We start from the raw sequence: 22,252 nt of genomic DNA, 5'->3' as shown, positions 1-22,252 counted from the left end.
CCTTTTTCCAAAGCAAAAATCTTTTAGAATATTAATACTTGAAGAAAAAATTGAAATATTACAGTTATTCTTCAAAGAAAACGAATATATTTAAATATAATAAAAAAATCAAATAAAACTCTAATTGAATAATAGGTAAAAAAGAAGTATAATAAAGCAGGTTAAGTAAACTATTACAAAGGAGAGTATTTATGACAGTTAATATGATTAAGAAACAAAAATTTGCTGTAAATAATATCTGGAAAGTTTTTCTGATGATATTAATGCTTTTAATCACAATTCCCGGGTTTGCTGCTGTAAAACCTAGTGAGCAGGAAATAAAAGACGGCTATTTGTATATGATAGGGAGATATATAGTAATCAGACAGGAAAATCAGGATATTAATGTTGAAAAAGTAGGATATAACAAAATAAAGTATAATCCTCTCGGTTCAGCAGAATTTGTTAATCCTAACATGGATGTAGCGTATTTGGAGTCATGGATAGCAGTAGATAAAGATCATGCGGTAATAATGAATGTACCGGAAATAAAAGGACGTTACTATACTGTACAGGTTTTAAACGGTTGGGGAGAAGTAGTAACAAATATTAACGAAAGAAATTATCCAAATCATCCGTATGGGAAATTTGCCTTTGTACTAAAAGGGTCAAATCCTAAAAATGTACCGAAAGATGCACAAAAGATAGAGATTCCGTTCAATAAAGTTAAGGTGCTGGCTCGTGTAGAGCTGCAGAAAACACCCGAAGAAGCTGAAAAATTACAGAAAGAGTTTACTTTGGATGTGCCGGAAGGAATAAAGATAGATCCTCCTCTGGCTATAACTAATTTTACCAATGCGAAACCTATAGGATCAGACATATTTTTAAATGTGGATAAGGTACTGGCATCATATCCTGATGTTATGCCAAGTGCAGCTCAGTATCAAAAAACAGTAAAAAATATTTCAGGGTATATGCAGAGTTCCGCAGAAGCAAAAAAATATGTCAGCGATATTGTAGATACTAAAATTATTCCTGAATTTTTGGAAATGACAAAAAAGGGAAGCGGAAGTGAAAAGAACGGATGGATAGTATCTTATGTCATGGGAAATTTCGGTGATGATTATATCGCACGTGATATAGTGAACTATGCAGGACTATGGGGTAATACAGCCAAAGAAGCAATATACTTTGTAGGAGTGGAAGAAGGGACAACAAAGCAGCCGTTAAACGGAAGCAATACTTATCAGATTACATTTCCTAAAGGAGCACTTCCAGAGTCAGAAGTAGATGCTTTTTGGTCAGTAACTCTATATGGAACACCTGACTATCGTCTTGTTCAGAATCCTATAAATAAATACGGAATAAATAATGTAACAGGAGTTAAAACAAATAAAGACGGATCATTAACTATCTGGATTGCACCGACACAGCCAAAAGGAGTTCCGGAATCAAACTGGCTGCCGTCAGCAAGCGGAAAAGGATTCGCGCTTACTCTACGTTTATATGTTCCAAAACAGGATGTATTAAACCAGACATGGTACCCGCCGGTAATAAAGCAAGTAAAATAACAGATGAATAATTTATATAAGCTGTATCAAGTCAGGCTTGGTACAGTTTTTTTATTTCTAAATATGTATATCCGTGACTTAGAGACGGAATCAATATGTTTGTATTTACATTTTTTAGAACATAAGGTATAATATATAAAAATTTACTTTTTTGGCTGAAAATAAAAAATAAATTAAATAACCAATGAAGTAAAGTTTTGAAACATCAAATATAAAATCAATTTATGAATACAATACTTAGGATATGGAGAGAGAGGTATGATATAAAAATTAGTGACATAAACTAAAAAAATAAGGAGAAGACTATGACAAAAAGAATTCTGATTCTGTTTTTTATAAGTTTTTTCAGTTTTTCAGGGGAAAACGAAATGATCACCTATATGAAAAAAAATAATTCCAGATTATCAGAAAAAGAGGCCAGAGATATTTATAAAAATGTGGTTCAGTTTACCACTGAATACGACTTTGACCCGATACTTGTATTCTCTGTCATGAAAACAGAAAGTAATTTTCGCCATTCCACGGTATCTACAGCGGGAGCAAAGGGATTAATGCAGTTAATGCCGGAGAATTTTGACGAATTCAACGTAGATAATACCGTAAAAGGAAATATAAAAGGCGGAGTAAAACATTTGAAAAGAGACTATGATAATACACAGGATATCACTAAAACACTTGTATGCTATAACGCAGGATGCGGGAGATTACGGAATGATGCGTGGAGAAGAATAAAAGAAACCAGAAATTATGTAAAAAAAATTAATGATGTATATCCCGAAATAAAAAATCTATATTATACAAATGTTGAGAATCCTTTTTCATCTAACACAGTAGAGAAAAGTTTGTCAGTAATAGAAAATTATAAAATAGCGGTAGATGTAAAAAATGAAAAGATTCCGGAAAATAAGGAATACAAGTATTGGAAAGAGTCTTACATATGAAAGGAAGCCGCCAGAATCATTTACCGTTCAGCAGCTTTATTCTCGATTCTACTGATTTTAGGATATATCATCAGAAGCAAAAGAAGTATAAAACTGGATAAAGAAAAAAAAGAAAGAATAAAACTGCAGAAAGAAAGAATGGAAATGATAGAAAAAAGTATATCCAGAATGCAGAGGGATATAAAAAAGAGTGTTGTAGCAAAAAGATATTAAGTAATTATATAAAGGGCTTTTTATTATATGTAGAAAGCTCTTTTTTTATGTTTTATAAATATAAAAAGGGAAACTGCCCGGTATTCAATCCGGAGAGTTTCCCAAAATTTAAAAACAGTAAAAATTAAACAGCACCTATTACTTTGTGCGGAATATAAGGTTCTTCCATAAATGCAATTTCTTCCGGCTCCAGTTTCAGGGATAAAGCAGGAATTGCATCTTCAAGATGAGAAAATTTTGTTGCTCCTATAATAGGTATAGTTACCGGCTCTTTTTGCAGCAGCCATGCCAGAGCAACATGAATACGCGGAACGCCGCGTCTTTCTGCTACAGCTGCAAGACGTTCGATTATCAGGCGGTCTGCATCTTCGGTAGAACCATACTTGCTTATGGCAATCTGATCAGTTTCAGAACGTTTTGTTGCTTCTGATAAATCACGTGTAAGCCTTCCGGAAGCAAGGGGACTGTAAGGAGTGAGAGCGATCTTTTCTTCTTTGCAAAGCGGAATCATTTCTCTCTCTTCTTCACGGTATATAAGATTCAGGTGATTCTGCATAGATACGAAACGTGTCCACCCGTTTTTTTCAGCCACATGAAGAGCTTTCTGAAACTGCCACGCATACATGGCAGAAGCACCGATATATCTTACTTTTCCTGCTTTCACAATATCATGAAGCGCTTCCATTGTTTCTTCAATAGGAGTATTATAATCCCATCTGTGTATAATATAAAGATCAACATAATCAGTACCAAGACGTTTCAGGCTTTTATCAATTTCGCTCATAACAGCTTTTCTCGAAAGTCCTGAACCATTGGGACCATCATGCATTTTCCCGTGTATCTTTGTAGCAATAACTATTTCATCACGATTAGCATAATCCTTTAAGGCACGTCCGAGTATCTCTTCACTTTTTCCAAGAGAGTAGACATTCGCAGTATCAAAGAAATTAATGCCGAGATCAAGTGCTTTTTTTATAATAGGACGGCTGTCTTCTTCATTAAGCAGCCATTTATGAACCCATGCTTCAGAATCTCCAAAACTCATACAGCCAAGGCAGAGACGAGATACATCCAGACCGGTATTTCCAAGTTTTACATATTCCATATACAATTCCCCGCTTTCTAATATTTTATTTGTATTTTTTGTAAATGATAATTATTATACATTTTAACATAAGATTTTAATTAATTCCAATTTCATTCAGCCAGGATAAAATTTTATCAGAACCAGTGCTGTTTCCTTTGCCGAAAACTTCAAAACCGTTCAGAATATCCGAATGAGGGCATAATAAGGCAATATCCCTGAATATTGAACCATGTCCGCCGCCGCCGTGTGTACAAAAGGGAATTATGATTTTACCGGAAAGATCATATTCTGATAAAAAGGAAGCAATGGGCGGAGCTATTGTACTCCACCAGTTTGGCGAACCTATAAATATAGTATCATATGATTCGACATTATTTATTTTTGTTTTTAATTCCGGTTTTATTCCAGCCTTAATTTCAAGTTTTGTCAGCTTTACTGTTTCGTTATAGCCAAGCGGATATGGAATAACAGGAATTATCTCAAAAAGCGTTCCTTCTGTATGCTTTTGTATAAATGATGCGATTTCACCTGTATTACCAGAATAAGAGTAGTACGCTATTAAAATTTTTTTATCCATTTATTACCTGCCTTTCTTATTTTCTATTTTTTAAATTGTACAATGACAGTAAGTATATTTTATTTCTGCAAAGCAGCAGAACGGCGGTGTTTGAAAGATTTTGCACAGAGATAAAGTTTTATGAACAGGCTTTATATTATCACTATATCACTTTGAGTGAACTCCAAGTCAAGCTTTTTTATATAATATAAATTTAATTGATAATTATTAAATAAAAATGTTGAGTTTTATTTTTTAAAACTCATTGCTACACAATTATTGCAGTTTATGATAAAATATCTGTAACTTATATTTAATATTTTCTTTTTTTAAATTCTTAATAAAATAAATTAAGAATAGAAATTTTGGATATAAAATTTTATTGAGTATAATTCATAGGAGTAAGCCGATGTCTGAAAATATCAAGCTGGAAAAAATTATTATTTATTTATTTACTGCTATTGTTTCTTTTGCTGTTTATATATTCTTAACAACAGATATAAGAATTACACTTATACCGCATATTTCAACTATAAAACTGCTGTATCCCATGCAGTTCGAATTTATTCCGGGGACAGGATACCGTGAAGCAGGCGGTTTGTTTATAATAGGGGAAAGCTGTATTGGTGCAAAATTATTTATATGTTTGTTTCTAATACTTACTATATGCCGGGTAGACAGATATGACGGTTTTTTCAAAAAAATAAGCAGTATTCTGTTATTTTGCATTACAGCGGTTTTTCTTGCATATATAGCAACGGTATTTAGAATTACAGCAAGTATACCTTTTTGCGGGATGGAGAATTTTCAGCTGATTCATACAATTTTTTCACTTATGGTATATTTTGGCACAGGGCTTGGATTATATGCATTTTTAAATTACAGATCAGAAAAAAAATCATAAAGGAAAAGGAGTGGAAAATTTGAAAAAATTATTAAGTTATGTAATATTGCCGCAGTGTATAATGGCATTACTTTTAGCATTATGTTTTATATTAAACCGGCAGATGCCGGGAGTTGAAATTTCAGTTGTGTTTATTTTTGAAATTATTTTGAATATTGTGATATTTTGTTATTATCTCAAAAATAAACAAAAAGAAAAAATAGGGATAAAGGCGCTGTACTTTTTTCTTTTCGCCTATTTTATCGTTTTTTCGTTCGGGATATGTTTTTTATATAGGGAAAGTCTGAGGATTTTTAATATGTCTGCACCGGTTTTTTATTTGCTGTTCAATGCTTTTAGCATGTTTTATCTGGCAGTAGAGGCTGTCAGGGTAGGAAGCGAAGAGGATAAAAGGGATATTACGGTACTAAGTATACTGTGTGTGGTTTTTCCTGTAGTGATTTATATCTTATTTGGAATATTTTCTTTTAATAGTTTAAGCATGGTAATGGCCATTGGCTTTTTCTGTATATTTTTGTTCTTAATAGGCAGACAGCTTTATATGTCACATATTCAAGGTAAAAAAAATATACAGGCGGATAATGATGAAAAAGAATACACACTTCTTTACCGTATTCTGGTATTAATAACAGGAATCGTACTTCCCGTAACCGGTCTGTTTTTGAATAAATGGATGGGAAATGTGCTGGGAGATTTCAGCAGTATATGGTTTGACATAATAGCGTTACTAAATGGTCTTGTATTATTATTAGATATTAAGAACATTCCCGGAAAACTTTTGGTGTTTTATCTGAAAATAGCTGGTTTTGCATATATAGTTTATTTTGCAGTAGTTTTTATTCCGTATATTCCCATAGGTTTTATGGGGATAGTTGTCTACGGACTGGGGCTTTTGGTTTTCGCACCGGCAGCTGTTTTTTATGTCCAGCTAAGACAAATTATAAGAGATATAAGGATCTTGAAAAAGAAGTATTCAAATAATATTATTATTTTTACAGCGTTAATAGGATTTTTGACTCTACCTTTTATTCTTGCGGCAAATTTTAAGATAGACGGCATAAATTTTAATAAAGCTATGGGTCTATATGAATTCCGGTGAAAATACACAAGAAGAAGTTAATATGAAAAGATTAGACAGATCAATAACTCAGATAAGAAATACTATGAGATCATCAAGAGATATGGAATTTCTCAGCTTTAATCCCGGTACTCCTCTGATATCGACTATATACAGGTATATTGTACTTGATAATAGAGTTTTTACAGAAGAATCAGCAGAAAAAATACAAAAAATATTTACTCCTGAAAAAGTCGTAAGCGAGTCTGAAGTAATAGCAAAAGATAAGTTAATTAATGTAGATTTTGATCTTCAGATTTCCACAAGGGATAAGGAATATATAAAAGAATTAGGAGCATATAAGGTCTGGGTGGATATGGAGATAACACTAACAGGGAATAAAACCGGCCCCAGAGAATATAGGACTAACTTTATACTTCCTGACGGCAGCTTTATAACAGATTATTACCTGTATGTAGGGGAAGAAAAAAAACGTGGAATTATGACAGATAAAAGAGCGGCAAAAACAGCCTATGAAAGTATTATAAGGACACAAAGAGATCCGGGAATAATCTATTATGACAATGATAATAAACTGTCACTGAGAGTTTTTCCTTTTCCGTTTGAAAAATCATATACGAGAAAAACAGGTTTTCAGATTATGTACAGTCAGAACGGCTCTTTTAGTATTGATGGGAAGGTAATTAATCTTGAAGCTGAAAATACAGAAAAAACTCCGATACAGCTGGACGGGCTGCAGTACATTCCCGCAGATTATAAGAAATCACTGCCAAAAATAGAAAGAAAACCTCAATATTACTTTTTGATAGATGCAGGTAAAAAATCATCGTATAAAAAGCATATTGAACTGGCAAAAAAATACGCAGAAGAAAAAAATCTGGAAAGTCCTGTATATTATGCAGTGTCTTATCAGTCAATGGAAATAAAAGATATAAATTCAAAGACTCCGGAAGTAATATCTGAGGGAGGATTTAATACAGCCTATACTGTAGAGAAGATATTTTCTTCTGTGCCGCAGGGGAAATTTCCTGTTATTATTATGGTTACGGATAATATGAACAGAGTGGTGGAATTTGAAAAGACACAGTTAGCAAAGGTTTTTCCGGAAAATGATTATTATTACAGGCTGAATTCTGATTTATCATTGATTCCGTTTGATTTTTACAGTAATGATATATTGCAGGAAACAGGCGGAATAATCACAAATACTGCTGTTAATTATAACGGGACAGTAATAAAAGATGATGATAAAAGTGAAATAATCTATGATAGTAAAATATCAGGCAAACAAGCAGGAAATGATTATGAAAAAGCTTTTGTCCTGCAGAAAAATGCAATTCAGAATATAGAAGCTAAGGATCAGATCGCAGGAATTAAAGAGGCAATGCAAAAAAGGATTTTGACGAAAAATACAGCTTTTATAGTTATGGAAACGAAGGAACAGGAAGAAATGCTTCTTGAACTGCAGGAAAAATTTCTAAACGGCAAGGGGAATGAAACACCGTCTGTTATGATGTCGGAAGCAGGCTGGCTGGCAATGGCAGCAGTGGTATTAATTGTTATTTTCTTAAAAGGAAACTTTTACAGAAAGAAAAATAGTAAAAAATCATAATATCAGATCAGAAAATTTATAGATTTTATCTTTTTTTGGAGAGATATAAAATAATTTGATGAATTTATTATATAATATTTTCAAAAAAAAGAAGGAGCATATAAAATATGAACTCCTTCTTTTTATGATTATGATATTTTTATTATAAAACATTGTAAAAGGAAAAATTATAATCCCGTTAATCTTGGACGCGGATCTATTGTTTCTCCGGCTAGCAGCTTTTCAAAGTTTTTTCGTAAATTTGCCGCTATTTCTTTTACTTCAAGAATCTTTTTTATAGCTTCTGTATTTTTATTATCATTATGCAGAATTTGATTGGTGAATTCTACGCTTATGTTATGAGGACTTTTTTCAATCAGAGTAATCTTATCATTTACATTCAGATTTCCTTCTTTCAAAACACGGGCATAGTATCCGGTAAAGCCTGAATCCTGTGAAAGAAAAGACATTTTAGGAACATTGTGAATATAAGTCAGCTTATAGCAAGGCTGTCTTGGCTGAGTTATCTGAAGAACCACTTCGCCTATCTGAAAAATATCACCAATACACACATCTTTTTCAGTCATTCCCTGTACAGTAAGGTTTTCACCAAAAGAGTTTTCAGGCATTTTTCTGTTTAATGTATTTTCCCAATATTCATAATGCTCAAAAGGATATAGGCAAACAGCTTTATCCACGCCGCCGTGGACTACTTTTTCAGCCTGTTCGTCACCTGTTACACCTAATTTATGAATAAAGACATTATCGAAAACAGGTGATTTTTCAAGGCCGCTTTTTATAATGAAACCATCAAAATCATATGTTTTTTCTTTACCAATATTTACAGACATTAATTTCATAGCTAGTCCTTTCTTAACTTTTCTAAAATTATAACATTTATTGAAAAAATTTAAAACAGATTTTTACGGAAAAAATTACATAAAATTTATAATATCAATATGAAAAAAAGGATTGAAAATAAAATTTGATTATTGACCAGATATTAAAATTATACTATAATACAACTATAATAATATTTCATATACAAATATATTAACGAGAAAGGATAATGGTATGAAAAAATATTATGCTGAATGTCTGGGTACATTTACCCTTGTTTTGTTTGGCTGCGGTGCTGTTGTTTTTGCAAAAAATGAAGTGGGACAGCTCGGAATTGCGTTTGCTTTCGGACTTAGTATTGTTGCAATGGCCTATTCCATAGGATCGATATCAGGATGTCATATTAATCCCGCTGTTACAATTGGCGCATGGATATGTAACAGAATAGAGAAAAAAGAGGTATTGCCTTATATTATTGCACAGCTGGCAGGTGCTGTTATTGCTTCGGCACTGATATTCCTCATAGCTTCAGGCTCGCCGTATTACAGCAGTTTTGACGGATTAGGGCAAAACGGGTTTGGTTACGGTTATGGCGGAGAATATAATGTATTTTCAGCTGCTGTCTTTGAATTCGTGGCTACATTTATCTTTGTTTTTGTAATACTGGGTGCTACACATAAGAATTCCAATACGAAATTTGCCGGACTGGTAATAGGACTTACTCTTGTTATGATACATATTATAGGAATACAGATTACCGGAGTATCAGTAAATCCTGCACGTAGCTTCGGGCCTGCTTTATTTAGCGTTACGGCTTTGTCACAGTTATGGCTGTTTATTATTTTTCCGCTGCTGGGCGGTGGACTCGCAGGTTTTGTTTATAAAAAATGTTTGATATTTGATACAGAAAGTTAGTAATCAATAAAATATAGAAATATGTGAAAGATCTGAGTATTTTCAGATCTTTTTAAATGCTGATTTTTTATTGCAGATAGTGTTTATATATTGTTATAATAAAGATAAAAATTATTTTATAAGGTGATTTATGAAAAAAATATTTTTAGCATTTTTATTATTTTTTGGAGTAGTGTATTCGCATATTCCAGCGTGTATGCCAACAAGTGGTATGTGTATAATTACAGGATACAGAGTGGGCGGCGAAGCACCTGCTCAGTCAGAGTATCCAGCCATAGTAGAAACCACAGATATACTAAATTATTATTTGAAAAAAAATCAAAAAATAAAACTGGTAGGATACACAGATACAACTGAAGTAAAGAATAAAAAGAAATTGAGTTATAAAAGAGCTGAGGAGCTATATGAATTATTGAAATTTTATGGATTCAGAGAGGATATAGAAGTAGAGTTGTCAGGTATGGCGGATGAAAAGCCGAGGGCAAGAAATGATACAGCGGTAGGAAAATTTCTTAACAGAAGAGTTGAGATAATATTGAAATTTGATAATGTGTCAAATACTGAAAAACCGGAGAATTAATGAATTTTCACTATTCTCCGGTTATCTATTATATAAGTTTATCTCATATTTATAAAATTAAAATCTGTATTTTAACCCCACAGTTACCTGTGTATCACTGTAATCGCTGCCGCCCCATTGGTATCCAACATTACCCCACAGGTCAAAATTCTGATTTAATTTTACTTCAGTTCCTAATTTAACTTCTCCCAAGTCTCCTGTTTTACTTTGTTTGTTTTCTACACCATCCATAATTACGCCGAATTCCTTTGTATTATGAATCCAGTTAGCTTCAACAAAAGGCTGAAATTCTTTTTTATCATTTCTGTTTATAAAATTGGAATTCCCGGTATACAGTCTCACACCCAGACGTGTCTGAATATTTCCGTCACCGTTTAGCTCCACTATAGTACCATTCGATTCTGTATGATTGTCTGTTTTTACTCCCATATACACAGCTTGCGCTTTCGGCTGAATAAAGAATGCATTTCCATCTGAATTTTTATCGATCTCAAAAGTATAACCACCTTCAATAGAAGCTGTTAATCCTTTTGAGCTGTATGTTTCCTTATCAAGTTCATCACCGTTTACTTCATTGTCAAACCAGTTATACATCAGCCAGCTGTCTGCATAAAGTCCGGATCTGTCGTTTTTATTTGAATACCATGTTCCGTATATTCCTATGTTATAACCTTCTACCTTACCTTTAGAACTGTAGTCAATTATATTTGAATCTGTTTTATTATGGTTAGTTCCGTATCCACCCATAACTCCCAGATGAAAACGGTCAGAACCGTTGGAACTCCATTGTGCTATATCGCCGCCGGCCTGTACTGTGTAACTTTTTCCTTTGGTATCCAGCTGTCCCGAAGTATCTTTGAAAGTGTTGTAACCACCTGTGCTGCGTACCCATATGCTTTTGACCATATCTTCACCGGCCATTGAATCTGTATACTGTGCATCACCAAGACGGTCATGAAGTCTGTGAACAAATAATGTATTAGCTGCTGCATTATTGGCAATATAACTTCCTGATTCAGGACGGAATACTGATACATACTCACCTGATACAGGCGGTTTTACAGGAGGTTCCACATATGGCGGAACTACCGGGTCCACTGGATCTGGATCTGTAGGATCAATTACAGGGGGAGTTACTATAGGCGGTATTATTGACGGTATCTTGCTTGTAAGGTACCAGTTACTTGTATCTGTTGTATCACCGTTACCGCGATTCAGGAAATATTCATAAGCACCTGCAACAATACGTCCGTCTTTTACAAATTCACCGTTTGAGTTTCCTCCCACAGATATTAATTCAATTCCTTCTATGGTATGTGCACCTGTACCTCCGGCATTTCTTACCTGTACTTTAGTTGTTCCCGAAGTATCACCCAGAATGTTTAATCTGTCAGTGGGTGAAAGATCATCCCCTAATTCTGAGTTGAAGACTATTGTTCCGTTGTTCCCGAAATAGTCATTTGAGATTGTCAAAGTTCTTGGTGTATATGTTCCTGATGAAGGATCAGAATTCAGGTAGACTATGGAATTATCCAAAAGATTGAAATTAGTCAGTTCCGAATCATCTGTCATGTACCATGTAGTTCCTGTCATAGTTATGTCTGTAGCGGCTGAACTACCTATACGTGATGCTCCTTCCCATTTGGAACCGTCTTTTATGTCCATTGTTATGCTTGCACCGTTATTGGAAAGAATGTCACCTTTCAGATCAGCTACTGAATTTCTTATGTCTATTGTTCCGTTATTTGTAGCATAAATAACAGATTGTATACTTCCGGAATTTGTCTTAATACTCAGGTCACCTTGTACATTCATAGTACCTTTTCCTGAATATAAACCAATTTCATTTCCGTTTGTATATGTATCACCAAAATTTATTACTGCACCATCATTTAAATTGAATGTACCATTTGCGTTATTGACAGCAATACCATATGCAGTAGAAGTGTTATTACTTACTGAATTATTAGTAATGTATACTTTATCGCTAAAGTTTGTCACTGATGAAGAACTTGTATCTAAAGTCAGTATACCTGTTGCACCGTTAGCATTTAATTTTACGTGTACTTCCTGATTAAAATTTGTATTTCCAATAGAGTGGATACCCCTTACTCCTGTGGAAATGTTAACAATGCCGTTTCCGCTACTGTCTTTATTAAAGCTGTTTATAGTTCCTTCGCCTAAATAAAGGCCGTAACCTTTTTCAAATTCTGAAAAAATATTAGTATTTCCTGTGACATGAAGTTCTGAATTGCCTCTTATTGTACCAACCACGTAGTAGTTATTATCAGAGTTTTTTAATGTGGCTGTAAGTCCGCCGTTAAAATATCCTTTTCCGCCGTCTGTGATCAAAACAGCATCTCCTGTAGTAGGGCCAAGTTGTTCTACAATGATTTCACCGTCAGCAGTTAACTTTCCCCCGTTTTCTATACTTAATACCCCGGTATTGGGTTTTCCGCTCATATCTGATGCAAATTTTACCGGATCAGTATTCTGTATATAGACATCTCCGCCATATTCATAATTCCCGGGATTAACCCATGTGTGTCCCTTAGGAGTAGAGAAATCAGCTTCTGTCCATATAGTCTGCGCATTTCCTATTGCATTTAAGCAAACTATTGCACTTAATACTTTTCCATAAAAACTTTTTCTCACTATTTTACTTCCTTTTCAATTAATTTATACATAAACAAAAATATTTTTAACCTATTATTTGCATATGCACGTTATTTTATCATAATTTGAAAATTAATGCAAGAATTTTGTTTGACATTTAATTAAGGACTGTATTTTCAATAGAAAACATGATATTATTTTATGAAAAAAGACAGGAGAATGAGATGAAAAAATCATTATAGAAGGAAAAAATATAAATAATATTTCAGAATTTTACGATGAGATAGAAAAAGTGCTGACTAAAAATCTTACATGGAAAACGGGAAGAAATCTCAATGCATTTAATGATATTCTGCGCGGCGGTTTTGGAGTTTTTGACGATGAAGAAATAATATTAATATGGAAAAATTCAGAAAGCAGTGAAGAAAAACTAGGTGAAGGTAATTTTAAAATAATAACAGATATAATAAAAGAGCATGATCATATTAACTTTTTTCTAAAGTAAAATATTTTCGAGAGTTTAATGTGAAAAATAATTATTTGTGAATTTATTTTCTATAAATAATAATATAGTATAAAAAATATATTGATTTATAATTTTATTTAAATTTTTAATATAGGTCAAAATTATTTGAATTAAGTTAAGAAAAACAGATGTTATGTAATGATAACAGAGTTTTAAGATAAAATGATTAATTTCACTATGAATATGCGCTATTTTTTTCACTTGGTATATACGTTATTTTTTTAATATTAATAAAAAAATTTTTATCAAATATTCTTTTAAAACAGACGTTTCTATAGTTTGTGATTTTTTTAGTTAAACTAAATTTAAACTATACTTGTCTTTTGATGAAAATATGTTATACTTCTACTAATAAAATATTTGGGAGGTACAGATGAGCTATAATTTTTACATGCCTATGCTATCATTTATAGGAGAAGATTCATTAAAAGACTCAATTATTGAGGTGAAAAAAAGAAAATTTAAAAAAGCGCTGGTAGTGACTGATGAGATGCTGGTAAAAGCAAAATTGACTGATATGCTTATCAATGAATTAGAACTAAATGAAATAGAGTTTCATATTTATGATAAAACAAAACCTAACCCTACAATAACTAATGTAAATGACGGGATAAAAATTTTCAGAAAAGAAAACTGTGATTTTGTAATCTCTTTCGGAGGGGGATCACCGCATGACTGTGCCAAAGGAATAGCTCTGATATTGGCAAACGGCGGAGAAATAAAGGATTACGAGGGACTGGATAAGTCAGAAAAACCCCAGATACCTTTAGTTGCAATAAATACTACAGCGGGAACTGCTTCGGAAATTACAAGATTTTCTATAATAACTGATGAAGAAAGACATATAAAAATGGCAATAGTAGATAAACATGTAACTCCGATTATAGCAGTAAATGATCCTAAGCTAATGGCGGGAATGCCAAAATCACTGACAGCTGCTACAGGTATGGATGCGTTGACACATGCAATAGAAGCATATGTGTCTACAGTTGCCAATCCTATAACAGATGCCTGTGCTGAAAAAGCAATATCGTTAATAAGAGATAATCTGAAAAATGCAGTAGAAAACGGAAGTGATATTACTGCAAGAAGTAACATGGCTTTCGCTGAATATCTTGCAGGGATGGCTTTTAATAATGCCAGCCTGGGATATGTTCACGCAATGGCACACCAGCTCGGAGGGTTTTATAATCTGCCGCACGGAGTATGTAATGCGCTGCTTCTTCCCCATGTACAGGAATATAATATAAAAGCTGCTGCTCCGCGTCTGAAAAAGGTTGCAGAACTTATGGGAGCAGATGTAAACGGGATGAGTGACGAAAAAGGTGCAAAAAAAGCAGTAGAGCTTATCAGAAAATTATCACAGGAAGTGGGAATACCGGAATCATTAGAAAAATTAGAAGTTAAAAAAGAAGATTTTTCCATATTGGCGGAAAATGCCCTGAAAGATGTGTGCGGTTTTACTAATCCCATACAGGCAACAAAAGAGGAAATAATTGGAATTTTTCAAAAAGCATATTAAATAAATAATTGAAATATTAACGGCACATAAGGATAATTACTGTTTCTTACAGGAGTTATCCTTATTTTCTCGATATAATAATTATAAAAAAAATATAAGTTGTATTTTTGTAATTAATAAAATATAATTGACTCATATGTGAAAAAATTAAGGAGGCAGAATGAAAAAATTATTATTTATCACAGGCTTATTATTTTTTGTATTAGGTTTTAATTCTTTTGCTATTAATGTATGCGGTGAAGGGATTCCACCGGATGTATGTTATGGAAATACGGGGAATACACAGGCACCGGTATATGTAGCTCCCACTTATTACGGAGCAATAGCAGTGGATGTCCAGACGGGGAAATGGGCAAGTGCTTCTGCACATACCAGTAAAAACTCTGCAAGACAATCTGTTATTGCCAGATGCGGGGAACAGTGCAAGGTAATTAATGTAGACAGCCAGCGTTGTGTAGCAGTAGCATATTCAGACACAGATAAGGTCATAGAATCAGATTCGGCAATAGCTGCGTATGCTAAAATAGGCTATAAAACCAGAGTAGAGCGTTCTAATGAAAAAGCAATAAAGAAATGTGAAAAAAGCGGCGGAAAAAACTGTAAAGTACTTGTAAATGTGTGTGCATTGGAAGGAACTTCGTCTACGAGTGCATATGAACCGAAAATGTGGGGAGCCATTGCAATAGACTCACAGATGGGGAAAAACGGGTGGTCGTGGCAGTATGAATCAGAGGCAAAAGCCATAAGCGGAGCTGAAGGAGATTGCCGTAAAATGGGCGGAAAAAACTGTACTGCTATAGTGACATTTGCTGATAAAGAATATGCGACTTTTGCAGTTTCGAAAGCAGACGGATCATACGGCGTAGCAGTAAATAAAGATGAAGCCACGGCGGATAAAGAAGCATTGAAAGAATGCAGCAAATATGCAAAGGACTGTTATATATTTATGACACTGAATGCTGAAAAAGGCTCGGTAAAAACCGGAAAAAAATAAAAAATAAATAAAAGAGACTATATTATGACAAAGGCTGGTATAGCCTCTTTTATTATATAAAACAGAATACAGAAAATATAATATAAATAATATAAGAAAAAAAGCTTGACTTGGAGTCAACTCTAAGTGATATATTATTAGTATAAAAAAATTAGTTGATATAGAAAAGGAGCAGGTAATGAAAAAAACTTTTTATTTAATGCGTCATGGACAAACTTTATTTAATCTTCGCAGAAAGATTCAGGGAGCATGTGATTCGCCGCTGACTGAACTGGGAATAAAGCAGGCTCAGGCAGTAGGAAAATATTTTAAGGATATAGAGCTGGATTATGCTTATTCTTCTACTTCTGAAAGAAGCAGCGATACTTTGGAATATATAATAGGGCAGGAGAAATCTTATACAAGGCTGAAAGGACTGAAAGAGATGAATTTCGGGACTTTTGAAGGAGAAAGTGAAGACTTGAATCCTAAGGACAGAGTGGTATTCGGAACTTTTTTCCTTAGTTACGGTGGAGAGTCGAGGGCACAGGTACAGGACAGAATGGTGAGAACATGTACGGAAATAATGGAAAAGGATGACCATAATACAGTGCTTGCAGTATCTCATGCAGGAGCATGCTTTCATTTTCTGAGTCATTGGCAGGATCCTTCGGAAGAAATAAAAAAGGGATTCCCAAACTGCTGTATTTTTAAGTATGAATACGAGGACGGGAACTTTACATTGATTGAGACTATTCGTGATGCAGCAGATATAAAATAAGTATTTATAAATAAAATTTCGTATGACCGGCTTATTCTGCAGAAAGCACGGTTAATTTTGAATATTAGATTATACAATATCAGGAGGTGTATTTATATGATGATAGCAGAAGTCAGTAAAAAATATGAACTTACTCAGGATACTCTGCGTTATTATGAACGTATAGGATTGATTCCGAATGTAAACAGAAATAAAAGCGGAATAAGAGATTATACAGATGAAGACTGCAAATGGATTAGTTTTGTGAAATGTATGCGTAATGCAGGGCTTCAAATAGAAGTATTAACAAAATATCTTGATTTATTCCAGCAGGGGAAGAGTACACATGATGAGAGGAAAGGACTTTTAGTAAAACAGCGTGATCTGCTGGCGAAAAAAATCGAGGAAATGCAGGAAACTCTGGAACGTTTGAATTATAAAATAGAAAATTATGATCAGAGACTAATGGCAAAAGAGCTGGAATTACTTAATCAGGGAAATTCGGATACAGATATAAAGTAAGGAGGATTCTTATGGACAGAGAAGAACTTTATGAGAAAAAAATGAAACAGCTGTTTGGAAATACTGATTCTTTATTAACGGATACAGATCCTGAATTCACGGCTATATCAGATAAGTTCATATTCGGCGAGGTGTATAATCACGGAAAACTTACTGATAAACAGAGAATATTGATAACTTTGTGTGTTTTAACAGCCGGCGGTACTTTTAAAGGATTTAAGAAATATGTAAAAGCCGGACTAAATACAGGACTAAGTCCTGAAGAAATCAAGGAGGCTCTTTATCAGTGTGCACCTTATACAGGGTTTCCCAAAGCAATAAAAGCTGTAGATAAAGCTAATAAAGTATTTAAAAAATACGGAATAACACTTCCGGTGGAAAATTCTACCAGAACTAACGAGGAGAATCGCTTTGCAGAGGGGTTCAAAGTTCAGGAATCAATATTTGGGAACAGGATCAGTCAGATGCATAAAAATGCCCCCGAAAATCAGAAACATATCCAAAATTATCTCAGTGCAATGTGTTTTGGGGATTTTTATACAAGAAGCGGACTGGATTTAAAGATGCGTGAATTATTGACATTATGCATTATCAGTGCACTCGGCGGTTGTGAAAATCAGCTGAGATCACATGCTGGAGGAAATCTTAGTGTAGGAAATGATAAGGATATAATGATAGAAGCAGTAACACAGTGTATGCCGTATATAGGATTTCCAAGAACATTGAATGCCTTAAGCTGTATAAATGAAGCTGCCTTATAATATTTTAATAACATAAAAACAGGAGACAATTATATTATTGTCTCCTTTTATTTAGGAATATACGGTAGTTATAAAAAATACGGGATTATTCAAGATTTGCATGTCTGGCAAACATTTGTTCCTCTGTTTGTCCTGTTTCCTTTTTCAAGTCAATGATCATACTGTCATAAATCAGCCAGCTTAACTGCTCAAATGAGTTTCCTTTCGGCTGGATAGAATCCGGTTCTTCCTGTTCATTGTCAGCTTTAGAGGTAACACCCGGAATTTGTATAATTACATCAGCAAAACTTCCTATGGTATTTTCAGGGAAGATAGTCAGAGTAACAATGGCAGCACCTTGGCTTTTCGCCTTTTTCGCCATACTTACAAGGCTTGCGGTATTTCCAGAGCCAGACCCTATGACTATAAGGTCTCCTTTTTGTATAGAAGGAGTAGTGGGTTCACCCACGAAGAATGACTGGAACCCGAGATGCATAAGTCTGTTTGCAAAACCTCTTGCGGCAAATCCTGAACGTCCTGCTCCTGCTATAAATATTCTGTTTGCTTTTTTGATTAGTTTTTCAGCTTCTGTAAGCTGGTCATTATCTATTACTTTAGCATTTTCAGCTAGTTCCTGTATAATAAGTTTTAGATTTCTACATTCTGTCATATTATTTTCCTCCGTTATTACTTAGATTTATTAATAGCTTCTTTTATAAGACGAGCTTCTTCTACCGGGTCTGCTGCACGTGTAATTGCACTTCCTACTATTATTATATCAGGTTTTAATGCTACATATTTATCAATTGTTTTACTGCTGATTCCTCCTGCAACGGCAATTTTTGCTTTTTTTGCACATTCAGTCATAACCTTGAGATCATCAAGCGGAGTTCTTCCTTCAGCCTGCTGGTCGGCACCTGTATGAACCGCCAGTACATGGGCTCCCAGTTCTTCCATTTGTGTAACTTTAGCCGGTATGTCTTCCACACAGATCATATCCACAACCAGTTTTTTATTAAAATCATTTGCAGCTCTTACACACTGTTTTACTGTGGCTATATCAGTAACACCAAGAACAGTGACATATTCAGCCCCGGCTTCAAATGCCAGCTGTGATTCATAATATCCGCCGTCCATTATTTTTTCATCTGACAGAATTTCTTTATCAGGAAATTTTTCCTTAAATTTTCTTACTGCATTCATCCCTGAATCAATAACAAACGGAGTTCCTATTTCTATAATATCCACATAATCAATGACTTTCTCCGCAAAAGCCAGAGCATCCTCCAGTTTTTGTTCGTCTAAAGCTAATTGTAATTTCATATTATTCTCCAATCTGGTTTAGTATTTTTATTTTTAATTTTAATGACATATTTTAAAAAAATTTTGTTTGATAATATAAAGGCATTTCAAGAAAATCTGATATAAGCAGCCTGTATATTAATAGTTTTTCATTCCAACCGGTTTTGCCGGCTGTTCAAGCAGAGACTTTATTTCATCATCGAGATCCACAATGGTAAGAGAAGCTCCGTTCATATCAAGGGAAGTTACAAAATTTCCTATATAAACCTTATATATATTATGTCCCTTGTCTTTTAGTATCTTTTCTACTTTATTGTATAAAACATACAGTTCCATAACAGGAGTACTTCCCAGTCCGGAAATCATAACGGCAAGTTCTCTTTTATCCGTGAATGAAAAATCTTCCAGTATTCTGTGCGTAATATCTTCTGCAATACCGTCAGCTGTTTTGAGTGCTTCCTTTTGTATTCCGGCTTCTCCGTGATGTCCTACTCCGGTTTCCATTGTTCCGTCTTCTATATGGAAATTTGGTTTTCCAACAGCGGGAATAGTACAGGGAGATAATCCTATACATATACTTCTTGTTTTACTGACTACATTTTCGGCAGACTTTATTACCTCATCGAGAGTACCGCCTAAAGCAGCTTTTGCACCGCCTATTTTCCACATAAAGAATCCGCCGGCTATACCATGCCGCTTTTCTTTTGTTTCTTTTGGTGAAGATGCGATATCATCATTGGCAACGATATATTTTACGGATATATCATCTTCATCAGCCATTTGTACAGCCATCTTCACATTCATATTATCTCCGGCATAGTTTCCAAAGAGAATAGCAACCCCTTTCCCCTTATCGGCTTCCCGGACAGCATCGTAAAATGCCTGAGCCGGCGGAGAAGAAAAAACTTCTCCCACAGCCACAGCATCAAGGAGTCCGTCGCCGATATATCCGAGAAATGCCGGTTCATGACCGCTCCCGCCGCCTGTGGCCAGTCCGACTTTATCAGGATTGGAAGGTTTTGTAAATTTGATTACACGGTCATTTTCATTTGATAATTCAGTTTCAGGATTTGCTTTTACAAAACCTGAGAGCATGTCATCTACGATTAAATCGGGATCATTAACAAATCTTTGCATTTCAACCTCCTATTTATTCAGTAATTCTACAGCAGTATCAGTAATTGCCCGTAAAATAATACAGCATGATGCCGCACCGGCATCCAGATGTCCCCGTGAACGTTCACCGAGTCTGCTGCTTCTTCCTAATTTTGCAATCATGTCTTTAGTAGACTCAAGTCCTTTTTCGGCTTCTGACATCATATTTTCAAGACAAGTTTTGAAATCACAGTTCTGCTCGACAGATTTTTTATAAGCCAGAACAGCAGGAACCAAAACATCAATTAATGTTTTATCCCCCGGTTTTGCATCAGTTAGTGCGGAAAGATTCGAACATGCCTTTTCAAGCATTGATAACATAATATTTTTATCAATTGTTTCTGACTTTCTTGAAGCAGCATATAAACCTCGGAAAAAATTTCCGTATAACGGACCCATTGAACCGCCTATTTTACTCACAAGTACATCGCTTATTATCAGAAAGCCTTCACTCATCGAAGCCGACTCTCTGCTTTTTATTTCTTCTTCAGCAATTGAAAAACCTTTGCTCATATTTATTCCGTGATCACCATCGCCGGCAGCACCGTCAATTTCACTGAGATATTCACGGTTGGATTTTATGGCATTGATTACACTGTATACTATTTTGATTCCTTCAATGTTTGAAAATGTCATAAGATACCTCCCGCGGATACATTACCTGAGAGTTTCTTTTTTTCACTTAATATTTTGTAATTTTCTACTATTTTTTGGTGAAGTTCAGAACCAGCAGGAATACTTGTATAAAAGCTCACAGATTCTTCAATGCCGTGTTCTTTTATATGTGCCTGTAATTCCACACTTTGCTGATCTTCGGGCATATCATATAAAAATGCTGCTGCAATACCCTGAATCAGTCTGTTGTTTTTCAGACCTCTTTCTTCACATTGTACACAAGGGCCTGTGAGTCTTTCACCTGCTTTTAGTTTTCTAATGGGATTTCTTGAAACTCTGCTTATATAATCTGTAATACCCGGAGTTTTGAATCTGTTAATAACAAAATCAATGTAATCATCTAGTTCTTTTGTGGAAAAATTATATTTTTGAGCAATAAGAGTTCCGATTTCCTGCATTACTTCTTTTACAGATGAAGTAAAAGTCTCATTTTGAAATACTTCCTGCATAGTTGTAAAACCGGATACATGCCCCATATATCCTGCCCATGCATGTCCGCCGTTTATAATAAACAGTTTTCTCTCTATATATTTATCCATGTTTTCAGTATATACAGCGCCTTTTACAGGCTTTGATTCAGGATCTGCCAGTTTGGTTTTTTCAATAACAAGTTCATGTTCCAGACCTATATCCACACTTCTGACGCCGTTCCTTTCCGAGGCAAGAACCATACGCTCTACAGCAGTATCAGGAAATGCAGCTGTTTTATCCAGCATATTCTCTGTAAATGCGGCATCCAGTTTTAATACCTCATTTCTCAGAATAGAGCCGTTATGAATTGCATTTTCACAAGTAAGAACATTCAGCCTTTCAGCATTTTTACCGTATCTTTTTTTCAGCCCTTCTAAAAGCGGAACAGCAACTCCGGGAAGATTATCCACCCATACAGAAACAGTGACCAGATCTGCTCCTGTTATTTCATCAGCGATTTTTCCGGTATCAGTGAGTAAAACAGCTTTTACATTAGTGATTGTTTTCTTTTTATAATTTTCTTCAATAATATAAAGGTCATAAGAGTTTGTTTTATTTATTTGCTCTACTATATTTTTATCTATATCAACCAGAACTATTTCATAACCTGTATCATGCAGCAGATCGCCGATAAATCCTCTCCCGATACTTCCTGCACCAAAATGTACTGCTTTTTTCATAAAAATAACCTTATTAATAACAATATGGCATTGCTATTACCTTTCTTTATTATTA

The 22,252-nt window shown here is 34.4% G+C and carries 20 protein-coding genes and 1 pseudogene; 12 read left to right on the top strand and 9 right to left on the bottom strand.

From position 1 onward, the window contains the following. The first annotated feature begins 191 nt into the window (after nt 1-191). Nucleotides 192-1,550, top strand: a complete 1,359-nt coding sequence (locus NK213_RS07330; RefSeq protein ID WP_253348255.1) for a DUF1214 domain-containing protein — start codon at nt 192-194, stop codon at nt 1,548-1,550. A 305-nt stretch (nt 1,551-1,855) separates the two neighbouring features. Further along, the gene (locus NK213_RS07325) at nt 1,856-2,491 is read left to right on the top strand and encodes a lytic transglycosylase domain-containing protein (RefSeq protein WP_253348254.1); all 636 of its coding nucleotides are present in this window, start codon (nt 1,856-1,858) and stop codon (nt 2,489-2,491) included. A 337-nt stretch (nt 2,492-2,828) separates the two neighbouring features. On the opposite strand, the gene NK213_RS07320 is transcribed toward NK213_RS07325, so the two are convergent. Both NK213_RS07320 and NK213_RS07315 read right to left on the bottom strand, forming a co-directional pair. Beyond that, complete coding sequence (locus tag NK213_RS07320; RefSeq protein WP_253348253.1) at nt 2,829-3,809, bottom strand: aldo/keto reductase; 981 nt, start codon at nt 3,807-3,809, stop codon at nt 2,829-2,831. 76 nt (nt 3,810-3,885) lie between these two features. Then, a complete protein-coding gene (locus NK213_RS07315) occupies nt 3,886-4,368 on the bottom strand; it encodes a flavodoxin (RefSeq protein WP_253348252.1) in 483 nt (160 codons plus the stop codon). 388 nt (nt 4,369-4,756) lie between these two features. Here NK213_RS07315 and xrtK point away from each other — a divergent pair, with 388 nt between their 5' ends. Together xrtK and NK213_RS07305 are read left to right on the top strand one after the other, a co-directional pair. Continuing rightward, the gene (gene xrtK / locus NK213_RS07310; protein ID WP_253348251.1) at nt 4,757-5,251 is read left to right on the top strand and encodes an exosortase K; all 495 of its coding nucleotides are present in this window, start codon (nt 4,757-4,759) and stop codon (nt 5,249-5,251) included. Nucleotides 5,252-5,312: 61 nt separating this feature from the next. Continuing rightward, nucleotides 5,313-7,941 (top strand): annotated as a pseudogene (locus NK213_RS07305) (MSEP-CTERM sorting domain-containing protein). A gap of 167 nt (nt 7,942-8,108) precedes the next feature. Here the strand turns inward: NK213_RS07305 and NK213_RS07300 are convergent. Then, the gene (locus tag NK213_RS07300) at nt 8,109-8,780 is read right to left on the bottom strand and encodes an MOSC domain-containing protein (protein ID WP_253348250.1); all 672 of its coding nucleotides are present in this window, start codon (nt 8,778-8,780) and stop codon (nt 8,109-8,111) included. A 214-nt stretch (nt 8,781-8,994) separates the two neighbouring features. Between NK213_RS07300 and NK213_RS07295 the strand changes: the two genes are divergently transcribed. After that, on the top strand, nt 8,995-9,675 hold the full coding sequence (locus NK213_RS07295) for an MIP family channel protein (RefSeq protein WP_253348249.1): 681 nt from the start codon (nt 8,995-8,997) through the stop codon (nt 9,673-9,675). Nucleotides 9,676-9,805: 130 nt separating this feature from the next. Next, entirely contained in the window at nt 9,806-10,255 is a 450-nt protein-coding gene (locus tag NK213_RS07290) for an OmpA family protein (RefSeq protein ID WP_253348248.1), read from the top strand. A 57-nt stretch (nt 10,256-10,312) separates the two neighbouring features. Here NK213_RS07290 and NK213_RS20630 read toward each other — a convergent pair whose 3' ends face one another. Next, nucleotides 10,313-12,910, bottom strand: coding sequence for an autotransporter outer membrane beta-barrel domain-containing protein (locus NK213_RS20630; protein WP_253348247.1), 2,598 nt, complete (start codon nt 12,908-12,910; stop codon nt 10,313-10,315). Nucleotides 12,911-13,103: 193 nt separating this feature from the next. On the opposite strand from NK213_RS20630, the gene NK213_RS07280 reads away from it, so the two are divergent. From NK213_RS07280 to NK213_RS07255, 6 genes are all read left to right on the top strand, one after another. Next, entirely contained in the window at nt 13,104-13,376 is a 273-nt protein-coding gene (locus NK213_RS07280; RefSeq protein ID WP_371926389.1) for a barstar family protein, read from the top strand. A 394-nt stretch (nt 13,377-13,770) separates the two neighbouring features. Continuing rightward, nucleotides 13,771-14,919: an L-threonine dehydrogenase gene (gene yiaY, locus NK213_RS07275; protein ID WP_253348245.1), complete on the top strand. Its 1,149-nt coding sequence runs from the start codon at nt 13,771-13,773 to the stop codon at nt 14,917-14,919. 160 nt (nt 14,920-15,079) lie between these two features. Then, nucleotides 15,080-15,913 (top strand): DUF4189 domain-containing protein, encoded by an 834-nt coding sequence (locus tag NK213_RS07270; protein ID WP_253348244.1) that lies wholly within the window; start codon nt 15,080-15,082, stop codon nt 15,911-15,913. A 178-nt stretch (nt 15,914-16,091) separates the two neighbouring features. Next, nucleotides 16,092-16,673, top strand: coding sequence for a histidine phosphatase family protein (locus NK213_RS07265; protein WP_253348243.1), 582 nt, complete (start codon nt 16,092-16,094; stop codon nt 16,671-16,673). 96 nt (nt 16,674-16,769) lie between these two features. After that, complete coding sequence (locus NK213_RS07260) at nt 16,770-17,174, top strand: MerR family transcriptional regulator (RefSeq protein WP_253348242.1); 405 nt, start codon at nt 16,770-16,772, stop codon at nt 17,172-17,174. A gap of 11 nt (nt 17,175-17,185) precedes the next feature. Next, the gene (locus tag NK213_RS07255; protein ID WP_253348241.1) at nt 17,186-17,935 is read left to right on the top strand and encodes a carboxymuconolactone decarboxylase family protein; all 750 of its coding nucleotides are present in this window, start codon (nt 17,186-17,188) and stop codon (nt 17,933-17,935) included. A gap of 85 nt (nt 17,936-18,020) precedes the next feature. Here NK213_RS07255 and hxlB read toward each other — a convergent pair whose 3' ends face one another. From hxlB to NK213_RS07230, 5 genes are all read right to left on the bottom strand, one after another. Next, nucleotides 18,021-18,584, bottom strand: a complete 564-nt coding sequence (hxlB, locus tag NK213_RS07250) for a 6-phospho-3-hexuloisomerase (RefSeq protein ID WP_253348240.1) — start codon at nt 18,582-18,584, stop codon at nt 18,021-18,023. Nucleotides 18,585-18,601: 17 nt separating this feature from the next. After that, nucleotides 18,602-19,237, bottom strand: a complete 636-nt coding sequence (gene hxlA, locus NK213_RS07245; RefSeq protein ID WP_253348239.1) for a 3-hexulose-6-phosphate synthase — start codon at nt 19,235-19,237, stop codon at nt 18,602-18,604. A gap of 117 nt (nt 19,238-19,354) precedes the next feature. Then, nucleotides 19,355-20,353, bottom strand: a complete 999-nt coding sequence (locus tag NK213_RS07240) for a dihydroxyacetone kinase subunit DhaK (protein ID WP_253348238.1) — start codon at nt 20,351-20,353, stop codon at nt 19,355-19,357. Between the two features lie 9 nt (nt 20,354-20,362). Continuing rightward, on the bottom strand, nt 20,363-21,007 hold the full coding sequence (dhaL, locus tag NK213_RS07235) for a dihydroxyacetone kinase subunit DhaL (protein ID WP_253348237.1): 645 nt from the start codon (nt 21,005-21,007) through the stop codon (nt 20,363-20,365). Beyond that, entirely contained in the window at nt 21,004-22,197 is a 1,194-nt protein-coding gene (locus tag NK213_RS07230) for a mannitol dehydrogenase (protein ID WP_253348236.1), read from the bottom strand. Before NK213_RS07230 ends, dhaL begins: the two co-directional genes overlap by 4 nt. Nucleotides 22,198-22,252: the final 55 nt, after the last annotated feature.

Source organism: Sebaldella sp. S0638 (assembly GCF_024158605.1).
GTDB lineage: Bacteria > Fusobacteriota > Fusobacteriia > Fusobacteriales > Leptotrichiaceae > Sebaldella.
Note: the sequence above shows the minus strand (reverse complement) of the source record. Positions and strands in the feature narration are given on the sequence as shown.

Bases quoted from the DNA above. Each gene is read 5' to 3' on its own strand.
- NK213_RS07330 (WP_253348255.1), top strand. From the start codon at position 192: ATGACAGTTAATATGATTAAGAAACAAAAATTTGCTGTAAATAATATC.
- NK213_RS07325 (WP_253348254.1), top strand. From the start codon at position 1,856: ATGACAAAAAGAATTCTGATTCTGTTTTTTATAAGTTTTTTCAGTTTT.
- NK213_RS07320 (WP_253348253.1), bottom strand. From the start codon at position 3,809: ATGGAATATGTAAAACTTGGAAATACCGGTCTGGATGTATCTCGTCTC.
- NK213_RS07315 (WP_253348252.1), bottom strand. From the start codon at position 4,368: ATGGATAAAAAAATTTTAATAGCGTACTACTCTTATTCTGGTAATACA.
- xrtK (WP_253348251.1), top strand. From the start codon at position 4,757: ATGTCTGAAAATATCAAGCTGGAAAAAATTATTATTTATTTATTTACT.
- NK213_RS07300 (WP_253348250.1), bottom strand. From the start codon at position 8,780: ATGAAATTAATGTCTGTAAATATTGGTAAAGAAAAAACATATGATTTT.
- NK213_RS07295 (WP_253348249.1), top strand. From the start codon at position 8,995: ATGAAAAAATATTATGCTGAATGTCTGGGTACATTTACCCTTGTTTTG.
- NK213_RS07290 (WP_253348248.1), top strand. From the start codon at position 9,806: ATGAAAAAAATATTTTTAGCATTTTTATTATTTTTTGGAGTAGTGTAT.
- yiaY (WP_253348245.1), top strand. From the start codon at position 13,771: ATGAGCTATAATTTTTACATGCCTATGCTATCATTTATAGGAGAAGAT.
- NK213_RS07270 (WP_253348244.1), top strand. From the start codon at position 15,080: ATGAAAAAATTATTATTTATCACAGGCTTATTATTTTTTGTATTAGGT.
- NK213_RS07265 (WP_253348243.1), top strand. From the start codon at position 16,092: ATGAAAAAAACTTTTTATTTAATGCGTCATGGACAAACTTTATTTAAT.
- NK213_RS07260 (WP_253348242.1), top strand. From the start codon at position 16,770: ATGATGATAGCAGAAGTCAGTAAAAAATATGAACTTACTCAGGATACT.
- NK213_RS07255 (WP_253348241.1), top strand. From the start codon at position 17,186: ATGGACAGAGAAGAACTTTATGAGAAAAAAATGAAACAGCTGTTTGGA.
- hxlB (WP_253348240.1), bottom strand. From the start codon at position 18,584: ATGACAGAATGTAGAAATCTAAAACTTATTATACAGGAACTAGCTGAA.
- hxlA (WP_253348239.1), bottom strand. From the start codon at position 19,237: ATGAAATTACAATTAGCTTTAGACGAACAAAAACTGGAGGATGCTCTG.
- NK213_RS07240 (WP_253348238.1), bottom strand. From the start codon at position 20,353: ATGCAAAGATTTGTTAATGATCCCGATTTAATCGTAGATGACATGCTC.
- dhaL (WP_253348237.1), bottom strand. From the start codon at position 21,007: ATGACATTTTCAAACATTGAAGGAATCAAAATAGTATACAGTGTAATC.
- NK213_RS07230 (WP_253348236.1), bottom strand. From the start codon at position 22,197: ATGAAAAAAGCAGTACATTTTGGTGCAGGAAGTATCGGGAGAGGATTT.